Source organism: Neobacillus drentensis (assembly GCF_036962125.1).
GTDB classification, from domain to species: Bacteria; Bacillota; Bacilli; order Bacillales; family Cytobacillaceae; genus Neobacillus; species Neobacillus drentensis_B.
On the sequence record NZ_JBALOA010000005.1, the window covers coordinates 496689 to 511673 of the forward strand.

Sequence of the window (14985 nt, forward strand, 5' to 3'; positions counted from 1 at the left end):
TCAGTATTGGGGTGTCAGGCACCATGTTTTTTTATTTTAGTAATATGCTTAAGGGAACTAGTTGGTAGCCTTGGTCCTTTAGCCATGGGATAACTTTGTCGACAGCTTCAGGTGTATTTATTCCACCGATATGCATGAGGATGATATCACCATTGCTCGCTCCGTTTTTAATTCGGGAGATGATGACGTCAGTAGCAGGCTGCTTCCAGTCAATCGTATCAAGTGACCACTGAATGCTATAAGGGTAACCGGCTGAGCCTACTGTTTTGAGTGTGGTAGAATTGTACGCTCCGAATGGAAAGCGAAAAAAGGGCTGTGGAGATTTCCCAGTTACAGCCTTGATTGCTTCCTCTGCTTTGATGATATCCTGTTTAAACGCATTAGTTGTAATTTTTACAGCATCAGGATGAGAATAAGAGTGGTTACCGATTTCATGTCCTTCCTCGGCAATTCTTTTGGCAAGGTTAGGATATTTCTCAACCCATTTACCGGTTAGAAAGAAAGTTGCTTTCACATTATGTTTTTTCAACACATCAAGAATCGCAATCCCCACAGCGTCGCTGCCGGCATCAAAGGTCAGTGCAATCTTTTTTTGCTGGAGACTGCCATTTGAAATAATGACAGAGGATGCTGTTGCTGGTGGCGGGTCCTGCTTGGGTGGGTCTGCAGGTGGCGGCGGCTCAACATTTTTCCCATAAAGTGTTAATATTTGATCCACATAAATGACATCGGATGTGAGACGGTTCCATCGCTTAATTTTTTCGACAGTCAGGTCTGCTCGGATGGCAATGGAATATAGGGTATCGCCTTTAACAACTTTATATTCAACAATGGCATCATCAGCTACGCTAATTGGTTCAGGTAAAGTTGGTTTTGGGTCATCAGGTTTTTCTTCAGCAGGTCCTTCGGCAGGAGGGGGTTCATCGTCTGCTGGTTTTTCTTTTCCTGGATCCACTTCATGATTGTGTCCAGAACTTGCCGGCGTTTCTGTTTTAGGAGAATCGACTATTCCGCCACTCCTAATAGCACCTAGGTTCCAGCCGTGAAAAAACAAAAAGAAAACAACGCCAACCAAACTGATGACTGTCAATGAATAAAAAATTCCCTTTCCACTTTTCCGATGAACCTGAGATATTACTCCTAAAACAAAAAATACTGAAAATAAAAGAATACAAAGAAGAATTAAAATTTCTGTCATGGCATTTTCCCCCTTTATTTGCGTATGTGCCAGGGAGCAGGAACCATTCATTTTACTTAGGTTTATTTGTTGTTGAAGTCAAAGAGGGGACTAAAGTGGTATTGAAATATCATTGATTTCTGCTTTAATTATACCATATGAGGATATGGGCTTAGTTGCTACGCACTTTAAAAAAAAGCATAAGATGATCTAGGCATTGAACTTATTCCCTAGTTTAAAAGACAATTTCCATATTTTTGCAAGAGATTGACATGAAAAATGGAATAGAATATGAGAGTCGTATGAAACAAAATTCATTGGAAAACGTCTAACAATATATAAGGGCGAATATGGTTATTAAAAAGGAGTAAAGTAGGAGAAAATGGCTAAGCATAATTGGGTAATTTCACTTTTAGTGGCAGTTTGTTTAATCGGAACGGGATGTACGGAACAATCCGCAAAAGAAAAAGAAGCAAAGGCAGCAGAGCAGCAGCAGAGACTTGAAAAAGAGAAAAAATTACAAGAAGAAAAGAAACTGGCGGAAGCAAAGAAACGTGAGGAAGAACGAAAACGGGAAGAAGCAAGGCCTGTATACGTAAATATAATTGATCCGAATACGAAAGAAACAATAAAAACCTTTAATACCAAAGATTTAGGATACATAACTAATCCTGAAAATTATAAAGTCGAAATAGCAAAGATAACTAGAGAATTGGCGCGCGGGACCGAGTCTGCACCTGGGTATGATAAGCGAATGATTCCTGATAAACTGGATGATAATGGTAATGTTATCAAGGGGACACCGCAGCAAATTCTTGAAGAAGAAGAGCTAGCTGAAAAGATTATGTTGGTATCAGAAAAAGGCGGAGATGTGGAATTACCTTTATATGTGAATGCAAGCGGATATCAGGCTGAAGAGGTGTCTCAGTTAGATGATGTCGTCGTCGCCTCCTATACCACTCATTTTAATAGTGGTGCTGTGGGCAGAACAAAAAATATCGAATTATCCGCTCAAGCAATTAATAATGTTATCCTAGGTACAAATGATTCTTTCTCGTTTAATACAACTGTTGGACCGAGTGATGCTGCGCACGGATATCAAAAAGCACCAGAGATAAATTATGGGAAATTAGTCGAGGGTTATGGCGGGGGCATTTGCCAAACTTCTTCTACTTTGTATAATGCCATTGATAAGCTAGCCGTACAATATATCGAAAAAAATCACCACTCTCTAACGGTGGGGTATGTGCCAAAAGGAAGAGATGCGACTGTTTCTTATGGAGGTAAGGATTTTAGATTTAAAAATACTACAGGTGTACCATTACTAGTAAAAGCGATTGTTAATCGAGGGTCGCTAACGGTTGAAGTAAGGACGTCAAAAACTTATCAAAGTCAACTTAAGAAACGAATTTAACAAAAAATCTTGATTTTCCCTACAAAAGATACAATGTATCACAAAAAGAATCCCTTCATGACCAAATAAACGTTAATCATGAAGGGATTTTTATCTTTATATATGGAATAGAACGCTTAAATGGACGTTTCCACACTTTATTGCATTTGTTCCCAATCTGTATATTGACCTGTTCCTTGACATCCCGGACATTCAAACGAATTGAAGTAAGCGAATTCATTGTATGGGTAAACCGTATAGCCACGACCATGACAGTCTGGACATTTGCCCTGGTCTTTCATCGTAGAGACATGATTCTGATACTTTGTTTCTTTCCATTGGTTAAAAGTATTGAGTAGTCCCATATTTTTCACCTCATCTTTTTTTCTTCTTAGTATGGAGAAAAAATGGAATTATTATGCTTGTATTATTTTATTACCTAAAGGGAATTTGTTGAAAAAAAGATTCCATTTATCAAACTAATTTACTTTTCTATAATAATTTTATGTAAAATCATTCATTTTGGTGATTGAGTACATAAAAAATAACGAATGAGGAAACCGCTTAAAGTTTTCCTCCTTCGTTATTTTTTATGTCAATTTATTTTCCATTAATGTTCAATTTTTTCATCCGATACTGCAAGCTTTGCCGGCTTAATCCAAGAAGATTCGCAGTCCGGGAAATATTATAATCATTTTTGGTTAAGACATGGTCAATATAGGATTTTTCAAATAACTCCATTTGATATTTTAGTGGTATAGCTACATCCGAATTTTCCTTAATAAAGCTGTCAACGGTAGAAAGGGGGATCATTCTCTCTTTCATCTGCATTTTGCTTCGATATTGATAGGGTAAATGAGCGTAGGAGATCCATTCTTCATCCATCATAATGTTCATAGCTGCCTCAATAATATGCTCAAGTTCCCGAACATTCCCTAACCAGTCATATTCAAAAAAGGATTGTTTAACCTCATCGGATAACCCTTTTACATTCATCTGAAACAGATCATTGTATTTTTGTATAAAGTGCTCGACTAATATTGGAATATCTTCTTTGCGATCTTTAAGAGAAGGGACAAAAAGTGTGACAACCCCAAGTCGATAATATAAGTCTTTACGCATCCGATTATTGGCAATCGCATCGATGGGATCTTCATTCATATTGGCAATGACACGGACATCAACAGGGGTATCCTTCGTATCACCGATTCTTCTAATCGTTCTTTCTTGAAGCACTCGCAGTAATTTCGCCTGTAGGTTTAAATTTAATGAGTTAATCTCATCAAGGAGCAGGGTTCCGCCATTGGCTTGTTCAAATAATCCAGGGGTATCGACCGCACCTGTAAAGGCCCCCCGCTTAGTTCCGAACAGGAGACTTTCGATTAGATTATCAGGTAATGCAGCACAGTTTTGGGAAATAAATGGTCCAGATAGCCGACCACTCCCATTGTGAATACTTTGAGCAAACAGTTCTTTTCCTGTACCGGTATCCCCAACAATTAGAACATAGGATGAGGTCCGAGTCGCTCGCTTAGCAGCTTCGATTACTTCTTTAATAGCTGGACTGCTCCCAATGATTTTATCAAACGTGTAGCGAGTAGATTCTTTGTTCATATTGCCTTTTATCAGCCGCTCCAGCTTCGTTACATCACTTGCAATCTCGACCGCACCTTGGAGTGTTTCGTTTTGAAAAATTGGAATGGTATTGTTAATGGTCGTAATTTCACGGCCCTTATTATTAAAATACGTTTGTTTTACATTTCTTGTTACTTTGCCTTCTTGCAAAGCTTTTACAAGTGTACTAGATTGGTCATCCTTAAACATAAATACATCTAGTAGGTTTTTATCAATGACATCTTGGAGATCCATTGACTCCATTTGCATCATTTTTTTATTATAAATAATGGTTTTCCCTGTTTCATCGACGGCATGGACACCTACATCGACTTCGTCTAAGATGCGTTTATACATTCGATTTACATATTGCAAATAACTTACTGAAGTATTCAGTTTCTCCATCCTGGTTCATTCCCTTTGTTTAATCCTTTATGCACTTATTTAATCAAAAAAAACGTAATAATGCAAAATAGTTTTGCAGGTTTTGAGGATATAGTGTTTAAAATTGCAAAAATACTTTGCTTATATTAAATTTTTCCTATATTTTACTAATTTTGTAGATAAATACTCTCCCTTTTTGTGGGAAAAATATTTTTGCAGGATAGGTGCAAAATTATTAAAATACCTGCAATGATATTTTGCGAAATTGTTCGGAAAGTATTCACAATCATGCGTTTTAACCTTGGCATGAAACTTGCATTTAATAATTTTAAAATATATAGATAATTTAGAAATTATTGTCTGTTGTAAAAATTTCCTATTTTTATATAATTTTTAAAAGATTATACTAAACAGACGGTAGTAGAAAAGTTATCCTATTATTTTGGGGAGTAAAAGTTTGAAAGCGTATTCTTTTTAATGGGAGAAGGGGGAAATTTAGTGAATTTGCAGGAAAACAGTTCAAATCATGAATTAAAAAGAACAATGAAGACAAGACATTTATTTATGATCTCGTTAGGTGGGGTAATCGGATCAGGTCTTTTCTTAGGTTCAGGCTATACGATAAGCCAAGCAGGGCCGACTGGTGCAATTCTTTCTTATATTGTCGGCGGTTTGATCATGTTTTTAACAATGCTGTGTCTTGGTGAGTTATCTGTGGCCATGCCTGTGTCTGGCTCGTTTCAAACGTATACAACAAAATTCATTGGACCGGGTACAGGGTTTGCGCTGGGCTGGCTCTATTGGTTAGGCTGGTCAGTAACTGTGGCGTTGGAGTTATTATCAGCAGGACAGCTCATGCAAAGATGGTTTCCAGATTCGCCGATTTGGGTTTGGTGTGCGATTTTTGCAGTCGTATTATTTTCACTCAATGCACTTTCAGCAAGAGCATTTGGCGAAACAGAATTTTGGTTTTCTAGTATAAAAATCTTTGCAATTATTGCCTTTATCGTCCTTGGCGGTGCAGCAATGTTTGGGCTGATTCACTTAAAAGGTGGACAACCTGCACCATTTTTCTCGAATTTTACAGCACATGGATTACTGCCTCATGGATTCACAGCCTTAATCATTACCATGATTGCGGTTAATTTTTCGTTTCAAGGGACAGAATTAATTGGGATTGCTGCAGGTGAAAGTGAAGAACCAGAAAAGACAATTCCAAAATCAATCAAACAAACCGTTTGGCGTACATTGTTTTTCTTTGTTTTAGCCATCTTCGTTTTAGCCAGTTTAATTCCAATGAAACAAGCTGGAGTAGTGGAAAGCCCATTTGTGGTGGTGTTTGATAGCATAGGAATTCCATATGCTGCAGACATTATGAACTTTGTTATTCTAACCGCGTTACTATCCGTTGCAAACTCAGGACTTTATGCTGCTACACGGATGATATATGCTATGTCTAAAGAGAAGATGACTCGACCTGCACTTGCAAAAGTAAATAAACAAGGCGTTCCAATCAACGCCCTTATTTTAACAATCGGAATTGCTTTATTATCCTTACTGTCAGGATTCTTTGCCGAAGAAACAGTCTTTGTTTGGCTGCTTTCCGTTGCAGGATTAGGTGCACAGGTTGGTTGGATTTCGATTACAGCTTCACAAATTGCTTTCCGCAGAAAATTTATCCGTGAAGGCGGTAAAGTGGAGGATCTCAAATTCAAAACACCGCTTTACCCCGTACTGCCAATTATCGCTTTAACCTTAAATGTAATCGTTTTAGTCAGTTTAGCATTTGATTCAGAACAACGTTTAGCGTTGTATCTGGGAGCTCCGTTCGTGGCCATTTGTTACCTGATTTATCATTTTAGAATTAAAAAGAATCGTGAAGCAGACGGTACTAGTGAACAAGAATTACAACTGCATGAAAATAAAAAAATGGTTATCTAATTTTTGTGAAGACGCAAGGTTTTTTCCATGCGTCTTTGTGTATGGATAAGTTCCACCATAATTCAAATACTACTACCGAGGTGATTTGAATGGGAAAATGGAATGAACAAGCGGCTCCAAATAATAATGTACCCCGAAGGACAATCAAACATGGGGAATTAGTTGGAAAAGTAGCAAAACATGAATTTTCAGAGGAATTATCTGATGGTGGCGAGCGTGACCAAAACATTAAGATATTGAGAAATAACGGGCAGGTAAAATAGGGTAAGATAGGGTAGTGGCGATGAAAAATTGCCACTATTTTTTTTAGCTATTTACAATCTAATGTGGATGGTATAGAATTTCTATGTGCCTAAAATATCTAGGTAGGTGAAAATATGTTTAACCGTGAATTAGTAAAAGGCAGTACCTCTTTAATCCTTCTTCAGTTATTAACCGAGCGTGATATGTATGGATATGAATTAGTAAAAGAATTGGAACAACGCAGTGATAATGGCTTGAGTGTGAAAGAAGGAACCTTGTATCCCGCGCTTCACAAGCTTGAAAAGCAAGAATACATTGAATGTTATTGGCAGGAACAGGAAAAGGGCCCCGCCCGCAAGTATTACAAAATTACCAAGGCTGGAAAAGAATTATTAGGTGAAAAAACACGTGAATGGCAGGACTTTGTTAAAGTGATGAACAAAGTGATAGGGAGATCGAAGCATGGAACGGCCGAAGAATAGGTTTCTTGCAGAGTTGGCAAAAGGATTAGGAAACCAGTTAGACGATGAGGAAATCCTCCGTGAATATGGGTCACATATTGATGAAATTTTGATGGAGTTGGAATGTCAGGATGAGGATACGGTTTTTGAACTAATTGTATCCCGCCTTGGTAGTCCAGAGGAAATTGTTCAGCTATGGAAAGAAGAGTTTTCTGTCACACCCAGTAATATGAAATGGCTATTTATCCTTTTAAATATCTTATTTTTTGGAGGGGGCAGTTTACTAACTCTGGCACATAATCTTTATCAGTGGGAATGGCTTGCAGTGATATGGAATCACTTAACGGCAATTCCGACCTTAATTGCTTTTTTGTATCTGTTTTTTTGGGCCTTGCTAGGCTATGAAATTGGAAAGGGCTTTGGCCATAATGGAAGAGGGCTTCTTAATAAAACGTTTTTACTATCGCTTATTCCCAATTTAGCATTAATGGTCCTAACGGTTTTTGAGATAATTCCGCATGCTTGGTTTGCTCCATTATTAACAAAAACGTTTATTATTGCTTGTATCATTTTTACTATCATCCTATATCCAGTCAGTTGGATTGGCTATCGATGGGGAAGAAAGGCTTCGGTATAAGCATTTTTTTTGGATATATACCTAGTGAAACTATATATATAGAAAATCTACAATGAAAGAGGGATAAAGATGGAAACAAAAATAGAAACAAAAATAGGTAGTACTGCCTGGATCCTTTTATCGTTATGTTTGTTGCTAGGAATTTTAGCTGAAGAAGCATTCTTTCACAGTGAGATTGGGATATCCTACTTCTTATTTATTGCTGCATTTTACTCAGTGTTTTTTTGGCGGTACCGCCGCTACCAATTTTCCCATCAACGGTTAGGGTACTTAATTCTTTGTTGTATTTGGCTCTTATCAGCATGCTATTTCCTAAATAATAACTTTCTTTTTTACGGCTTAAATATTTTGGTAATCCCTGGGCTGGTTGTTTTTCATCTAGTGTTAATAACAAGCCCAAAAAATTCTCAATGGAATAAGCCAGCGTTTATTACGTTAATTTTCACACGCTTAATCCACTCGCTAAAATTTACGATTGGTTTTGTTGGCCTGATCGGAAAGAGTGCAAAACAAGGCGTCAATGAAGACAAACTTTTAATATGGAAAAAGATTATCCTCGGAGTTGTGATTTCCTTGCCGATTCTGTTCGTTGTCTTGAACTTACTGGTATCAGCAGACGCTCAGTTTGAGCAATTAATTGGCGGCATTCCACAATGGTTTCAAGTCATTACTGGTGAGCGAATCATAAGATGTATTATTATTTTCATTCTGACTGCTGTTTTCTTTGGGTTTATGCAAGTCCTTTCTAGCAGAAATCCTACTATCATCAAACAACAAACGAACGAGCAAAGGTTTACAATTGACGGAATTATCATGATTACCGTGCTTGTTCTGATTAATGTCGTGTATCTATTGTTTACGCTGGTCCAATTTCGCTATTTCTTTAGTGGAACCCTTCAAGCAGATTTCACTTATGCTGAATACGCGCGAAAAGGTTTTTTTGAGCTCCTTTTTGTCACATTAATCAATTTATCGGTTACAGTCATCGTCTTAACCTTTGTAAAACGAGCAACAAAATTGATGCAAAGAACAACACAATTGCTGCTTACTATTCTTGTTCTTGTAAGCTTTGTTATGCTGACTTCTGCATTCCTGAGGTTAAGCATGTATGAAGATGCTTATGGATTTACTTTTACAAGAGTACTTGTCCATTCGTTCATGATTTTTCTGGTCGTCATTTTTACGTATACTTTGGTGAAAATTTGGATCGAGAAGCTGTCATTGTTTCATTTTTATTTTATTACCTCGTTAATCTACTATACTTCGATTACGGTGATAGATATCGATAAAATCGTCGTGAATGAAAATTTGCACCGTTACGAACTGAGCGGAAAAATTGATGTTCATTACCTCAACAACTTGTCCTTTACTGGGGTGTTGGGATTAATCGACCTCTATGAAAGGGATCAGAATATACCGGATTTAAAAATCATTCTAATGGATCGAAAAAAAGAAGCACTTGCAGATGAACAACCATGGCAAGCATATAATCTTAAACGAGAGCAAGCCTACTCTGAACTTAAGAAGTTGGACATTCATTAATAAAATGACGATTCGGTACTCCGAATCGTTTTTTATACTTATTAAGAATATTGCCAAAATACCAATTAAATGGTACAAAAGAAATGGACTGAATTTTTGTACAAAATGAGCAGGTGGGATAGGATGAAAGGTTTTTTTAATTTTCTAATTAGAATCGTATTAATAATCTCAGGCTTTCTATTTATTTTTAATCTCCCTTCCTTATTAGGGATTGGGAAAAATCATCTGGTGTTAAATGTTAATACACTATGGACCAATGTGAAGGCGGATTTGCAAGCATTAATGGACTTTAAGGAAATTCATTACTTGGAATTTTTCAAGAAATTAGAGATTGCAGAGAGTTATCAATATACAATGACGATTCTCGTGGCCAGCCTTGTCTTCATTCTTTTCCTTGCGATTGTTATGGCTGTATTAATTATTCTCTCACCAAATAAAGTAAGAAATCGTTTCAAAAGCGGAATTAATTTTTTTGAAGCAGTTCCTGATTTACTTGTCATCTTTTTAATTCAGTTTTTTGTGATATCCCTCTATAAATCTACTGGTTTAAAATTTTTACAAATATATGGATTATTTGGTCATAAACCATACTTTATCCCAATTGTGACTGTATCTTTTCTGCCACTTTTCTTATTGCTGCAGTTTCTGATTAAAGTGATTGATGAGGAACAAGTTCAGCAATATGTTCTCTATGCGAGGGCTAAGGGAATGGGGCGTATTAGAACATTACTAGTCCACGTAATTAGAAATATTGTTCCACTTATAATCATGCAGCTTCGAACGATTGTATGGGTATTGTTGTCAAACATCTATCTCGTCGAAGTCTTGTTTAATATTAATGGGTTTAATCAGCAATTCTTAAAGATTATTTTTATGGGGGGGGATTTTGCTTCCCTAGTTGTTTGTTTATTAATGCTATCCGTTCCGTTGGTGATTATCGAGGCAGCAGGTTGGCTTATTTCTAAGCTTGTTAAAGGGAAGGAGGCTATTAGTATATGAGAAACTACAAAAAAACAATAGTCGGATCCTCCTTACTTTTAATTCTCTTAATTATAAGTATATTGTATCCCTATTATGGACCAAGCGACTTTAATCATCAGGTGCTGATAAAAAATGATCAGGGTGATATCATTGGAAGAGCACCGTTCCCACCATCAGAAAAGCATTTACTTGGGACTAATCGAAATGGTGAGGATATGCACTGGCTCCTTCTTTATGGGGCGAAATTCACTCTAATTTCTGCATTTGGAGTAGCACTGTTAAGAGTTGTTCTTGGAGGGATTTTTGGGATAGTTCTCTCGTTATGGGCACCCTTTTTAAAAAGTTATGTGAAAGACTTTTTCCTTACTTTTCGTTACATCCCATCAATTCTGATTGCGATTATTTTAATGATTCCAATTGTGGGTGACTTTAATGATGTGGCTATATCCTCTATAGTAACCTATCAAATTTTTATACTTATTTTTATTGGATTCCCTTCGGTAACGATATTCACTTCAGATGTAATCGATGAACTATTAAAAACCTCTTTTGTGCAAAGTTCTAGATTAATGGGGGCAGGAAAACTACATATTGTCAGAAAACAATTGATGCCATATATTCGTTCCTATGGGATATTATTTACGGTTCAGCAGTTCATAAGTACACTTCATATTACCATGCAGCTTGGTTTGTTTGGGATGTTTCTTGGTGGAAGAAATAGGGCGGGGATAATGGGGTATGATGACCCACCACCAAAGCCTGCTTCTCTATCAAATGAATGGGCTGGTTTGATTGGCCAAAACTTTAGCGAATTTCTACGCGCCCCGTGGTCGATCTTAACTCCTGTATTTGGTTTCTTTGTGGTCATTGTCATTGTGAATGTAATTAAGAAGGAATTAGAAGAGAATTTATATGGGATGCAGCCCATCAAAAAGAAAATGAAGAAAGAAATAGATTCAAATAGTGTTCCATATTCCTCAGATCAATTTAAGCTTATACAGAAATAACTGGTATTATGCTTTAGTTATTAAATATATCTTAGTATTAAAGCAAGGAGGAGTTGTTGATGATGAGTCGAAAAGAGGTAATCTTAGAACAATTTTTATTGACCCATAACAAAAATGGCTGGTTTGTTTCATTTGAAAGTGCTGTTGCAGGGGTGACGCCAGAACAAGCATTGTGGAAGAAGTCACAATTAGAAAATTCTATTTGGGAGCTTGTAAACCACCTCGTATTTTGGAATCAATACTGCTTAAACCTTTTTAAAGGAATTCCCAACACAAAACTAGAAGGGGGTAATGATACTACATTTAAGAGTTCAGGCCATTCAGAATGGCTGGAGACAGTTGATCGTTTTAATGCAGTGATGGTTGAGTGGTATGAAATAATTCAGGCATGTGGAGACGAAAAATTAGACCAGCTCTATCATCCAGAATCTAAAAGTTCATGGATTACGACATTATCTTCTCTGGCACTTCATAATGCCTATCATGTTGGACAAATCGTCACGATTCGAAAAAACCAAGGCATATGGAATAAGGAAAATGGTGTGAGTTAATAGGCGGACATAAGAAAACCGAGCAGTTGCTCGGTTTTTGCGATGAATAAAGCAGGATCAAAATGATCCTGCCCTCCAATCAGTCCCCATTAAACATATCAAAAATTCCTCTAGCGATACTTCCTTCATCCTTAGCTCCGCCGCGAGAAGGAGCTGCCGCAAAAACACGGCTCGCTAAACGGCTAAATGGCAATGATTGAATCCATACTGAACCAGGTCCTCTTAGTGTAGCAAAAAACAAGCCTTCTCCACCGAACAACGCTGTTTTAACCCCTTTAACAAATTCAATATCGTAATTTACGCCACTTGTCATGGCCACTAAACAACCAGTATCGACACGTAATGTCTGGCCGGGTAAGAGGTCTTTTTTAGTAATTGTTCCGCCCGCATGGACAAAAGCAAGACCATCGCCTTCTAACTTTTGCATGATAAATCCTTCTCCGCCGAAGAAGCCGGCACCAATTTTTCGTTGAAATTCAATCCCTACCTGAACTCCTTTTGCTGCGGCAAGGAAGGCATCTTTTTGGCAGATGATTTTTCCACCAAGTTGGCTTAAGTCCATGGGAATGATTTTCCCTGGATAAGGAGAAGCAAATGAAACATGCTTCTTGCCCATGCCGTTATTTGTGAAGGCTGTCATAAACAAGCTTTCACCAGTCAGAACACGTTTCCCTGCACTAAATAATTTTCCCATCAGGCCGCTTCCAGCACTTGCACCGCTTCCATCACCAAAAATTGTCTCCATATGTATGTCATCTTCCATCATCATGAAACTTCCGGCTTCAGCAACAACCGTTTCCTGTGGGTCAAGTTCGACCTCAACAAATTGCATGTCATCTCCATAAATTTTATATTCGATTTCATGGTTATTCATATATTTTCCCTCCACCCTTATATAATGGCAATTCTATATCTATTATAAAAAACTTAGGAAAAAAGTGCTAATTTTAACAAAATAAAAGAACAAAAAGTGTTAGGCGCGGGGGCTGGATTCAGAGAGAGTATAACAATATATTCACAATTAAATATTTTATAATTTCTTATACAATAAAAAAAGACGTCTGTTTGCACAGACGTCTTTCGCGTATTGAGGCGAAAAACCACACTCCACATAGTGTGTTCCATAAGGAATGTTTCTCGACTTACACAACTCAGCTCATCGCTTAGCTATTGTAACACGGTCTCGTAAAACAAACAAGTAGCTAAGAATAAATTTTTTTAAAACAAAATGCTTGCCAAGTAAGATGAATTACCATATATTCAAATAATCAGATATACAAAAATAAGAAGATAAGAAGGGTTTATATGTTAATTGATAAAAGATTCCATAATTATTCCTTAAGGAGTGTTCCTAAGGATCTCCTCTCAGGATTGATTGTCGGGGTAATCGCGATTCCGCTCGGAATGGCCTTTGCTATTGCTTCAGGGGTGAAGCCGGAGTATGGAATCTATACCACTGTGGTTGCAGGGATTCTTATCTCCTTATGCGGCGGGTCTAAGTATCAAATCGGCGGTCCAACCGGAGCGTTTATTCCAATTTTATTTGGGATTGTCATGTCCTATGGGTATGGCAATCTCCTCATAGCTGGGTTTCTCGCTGGGGTTATTCTTCTATTGATGGGCTTATTAAAACTTGGTTCATTAATAAAATATATCCCTAGACCCGTGACGATTGGATTCACTACGGGGATTGCAGTAACGATCTTTACTGGGCAAGTTGCTAGTTTCCTAGGTTTAGTGGGAATAGAGAAACATGAAGAGTTTATTAGAAACGTCCAAGAAATATTTGTACATTTAGATACCCTTAATATTTTTAGTGTGTTAACAGCGGGAATTTGTTTAGGAACCGTCATCTTAACACCAAAAATTGCACCTAAGGTACCGGGTCCATTGATTGGTTTAATTGTTTCCTCTGTCATCGCAACCTTATTTTACCCAACCCATATTGCGACGATTGGAACAGCCTATGGACAAATACCGAGTACACTTCCAGAACTTCATATACCTAACTTGAATGTAGACATCATTGTCAAGATGATTAAGCCGGCATTCATTATTGCGATGCTTGGCGGGATTGAATCATTGTTATCAGCTGTTGTTGCAGATGGCATGACCAATAGCAGGCATAATAGCAATAAAGAGTTAATTGGGCAAGGTATTGCCAATATGATTACCCCCTTGTTCGGAGGAATACCTGCAACAGGTGCGATCGCACGTACAGCCACAAATATTAAAAATGGTGCGATTTCACCGTTTTCTGGAATTATCCATGGAATTGTAGTTTTGTTGGTGCTGCTGTTTTTTGCTCCTTATGCATCGTATATCCCATTAGCAAGTATGGCACCAATCCTGATGGTTGTGGCATGGAATATGAGCGAAAGAAAAATTTTTTCTCACATCTTAAAAACAAAGTCGACCGATTCACTGGTGTTAATGGTCACGTTTTTACTAACGGTTTTTGTCAATTTGACAATGGCTGTTGAGGTGGGCTTGGTCATGTCAGCCATACTATTTGCAAAAAGGATGAGCGACGTGATGGTAACAGCAAAAGCATTGCCGAACCGCAAACATAAACATGAGAAAGTAGAGTCAGGAATCGTCTCTGATACCAATGATTGCCCGCAAATTAGTATTTTCAATGTGGAAGGCCCGTTATTTTTCGGAGCAGCCGAAATGTTCGAGAAAACGATTATGAGCACGATCAACTATCGGCCGAAAATATTATTGCTGAGAATGAGTAAGGTTCCATTAATGGATACAACAGGGGAAGCAACTCTATCAAGTATCGTTCGACATTTTTCGAAAAGTGGTATAATCATGATATCAGGTTTAAATTCGCAGCCAGAAAATGTCTTGAAAAAGACTGGACTATACCAAATCATTGGCGAGCAACATTTTTTTGAGCATACAGGTGAAGCCATCCAATATGCCCTTGAGCATATTAACAAAAATAAGTGCCTGGGTTGTAAGCATTACGCCTTTAGGGAATGCAAAAAATTATCAACTGCAGAGGCTGTAGAAGGAAGCAGAGCAAAACTTACGGCTACGGTTTAA

General features: G+C 37.6%; 14 protein-coding genes. 10 read left to right on the plus strand and 4 right to left on the minus strand.

The annotated features are described in order from the left end of the window. Nucleotides 1-31 precede the first annotated feature (31 nt). Nucleotides 32-1198 carry a polysaccharide deacetylase family protein gene (locus tag V7121_RS06735; protein WP_335546107.1) on the minus strand — a complete coding sequence of 389 codons (1167 nt, stop codon included), beginning with the start codon at nt 1196-1198 and terminating at the stop codon, nt 32-34. A 361-nt stretch (nt 1199-1559) separates the two neighbouring features. Between V7121_RS06735 and V7121_RS06740 the strand changes: the two genes are divergently transcribed. Further along, nucleotides 1560-2591 carry a VanW family protein gene (locus tag V7121_RS06740; RefSeq protein WP_335495101.1) on the plus strand — a complete coding sequence of 344 codons (1032 nt, stop codon included), beginning with the start codon at nt 1560-1562 and terminating at the stop codon, nt 2589-2591. Between the two features lie 137 nt (nt 2592-2728). Here the strand turns inward: V7121_RS06740 and V7121_RS06745 are convergent, their stop codons facing one another. Next, the gene (locus tag V7121_RS06745) at nt 2729-2935 is read right to left on the minus strand and encodes a methionine aminopeptidase (RefSeq protein ID WP_335495100.1); all 207 of its coding nucleotides are present in this window, start codon (nt 2933-2935) and stop codon (nt 2729-2731) included. A gap of 235 nt (nt 2936-3170) precedes the next feature. After that, nucleotides 3171-4589, minus strand: a complete 1419-nt coding sequence (locus V7121_RS06750) for a sigma-54 interaction domain-containing protein (protein ID WP_335546109.1) — start codon at nt 4587-4589, stop codon at nt 3171-3173. 456 nt (nt 4590-5045) lie between these two features. Between V7121_RS06750 and V7121_RS06755 the strand changes: the two genes are divergently transcribed. The 8 genes from V7121_RS06755 to V7121_RS06790 all read left to right on the plus strand — a co-directional run bounded on the left by V7121_RS06755 (nt 5046) and on the right by V7121_RS06790 (nt 11931). Continuing rightward, nucleotides 5046-6509, plus strand: coding sequence for an amino acid permease (locus tag V7121_RS06755; RefSeq protein WP_335546111.1), 1464 nt, complete (start codon nt 5046-5048; stop codon nt 6507-6509). Between the two features lie 89 nt (nt 6510-6598). Then, the gene (locus V7121_RS06760; protein WP_335495098.1) at nt 6599-6772 is read left to right on the plus strand and encodes a hypothetical protein; all 174 of its coding nucleotides are present in this window, start codon (nt 6599-6601) and stop codon (nt 6770-6772) included. 114 nt (nt 6773-6886) lie between these two features. Then, on the plus strand, nt 6887-7234 hold the full coding sequence (locus tag V7121_RS06765) for a PadR family transcriptional regulator (RefSeq protein WP_335495096.1): 348 nt from the start codon (nt 6887-6889) through the stop codon (nt 7232-7234). Beyond that, nucleotides 7215-7850, plus strand: a complete 636-nt coding sequence (locus V7121_RS06770; protein ID WP_335495095.1) for an HAAS signaling domain-containing protein — start codon at nt 7215-7217, stop codon at nt 7848-7850. The genes V7121_RS06765 and V7121_RS06770 overlap by 20 nt, the downstream gene beginning before the upstream one ends. Nucleotides 7851-7919: 69 nt before the next feature. Then, nucleotides 7920-9392, plus strand: a complete 1473-nt coding sequence (locus V7121_RS06775; RefSeq protein ID WP_335495093.1) for a DUF4153 domain-containing protein — start codon at nt 7920-7922, stop codon at nt 9390-9392. Between the two features lie 123 nt (nt 9393-9515). Next, on the plus strand, nt 9516-10391 hold the full coding sequence (locus tag V7121_RS06780) for an ABC transporter permease subunit (RefSeq protein WP_335495091.1): 876 nt from the start codon (nt 9516-9518) through the stop codon (nt 10389-10391). After that, on the plus strand, nt 10388-11380 hold the full coding sequence (locus tag V7121_RS06785; RefSeq protein ID WP_335495089.1) for an ABC transporter permease subunit: 993 nt from the start codon (nt 10388-10390) through the stop codon (nt 11378-11380). The genes V7121_RS06780 and V7121_RS06785 overlap by 4 nt, the downstream gene beginning before the upstream one ends. Nucleotides 11381-11439: 59 nt before the next feature. After that, nucleotides 11440-11931, plus strand: a complete 492-nt coding sequence (locus tag V7121_RS06790) for a DinB family protein (protein ID WP_335495087.1) — start codon at nt 11440-11442, stop codon at nt 11929-11931. A gap of 79 nt (nt 11932-12010) precedes the next feature. On the opposite strand, the gene V7121_RS06795 is transcribed toward V7121_RS06790, so the two are convergent. Beyond that, a complete protein-coding gene (locus tag V7121_RS06795; RefSeq protein ID WP_335495086.1) occupies nt 12011-12805 on the minus strand; it encodes a TIGR00266 family protein in 795 nt (264 codons plus the stop codon). Between the two features lie 431 nt (nt 12806-13236). On the opposite strand from V7121_RS06795, the gene V7121_RS06800 reads away from it, so the two are divergent. Next, complete coding sequence (locus V7121_RS06800) at nt 13237-14985, plus strand: SulP family inorganic anion transporter (RefSeq protein ID WP_335495085.1); 1749 nt, start codon at nt 13237-13239, stop codon at nt 14983-14985.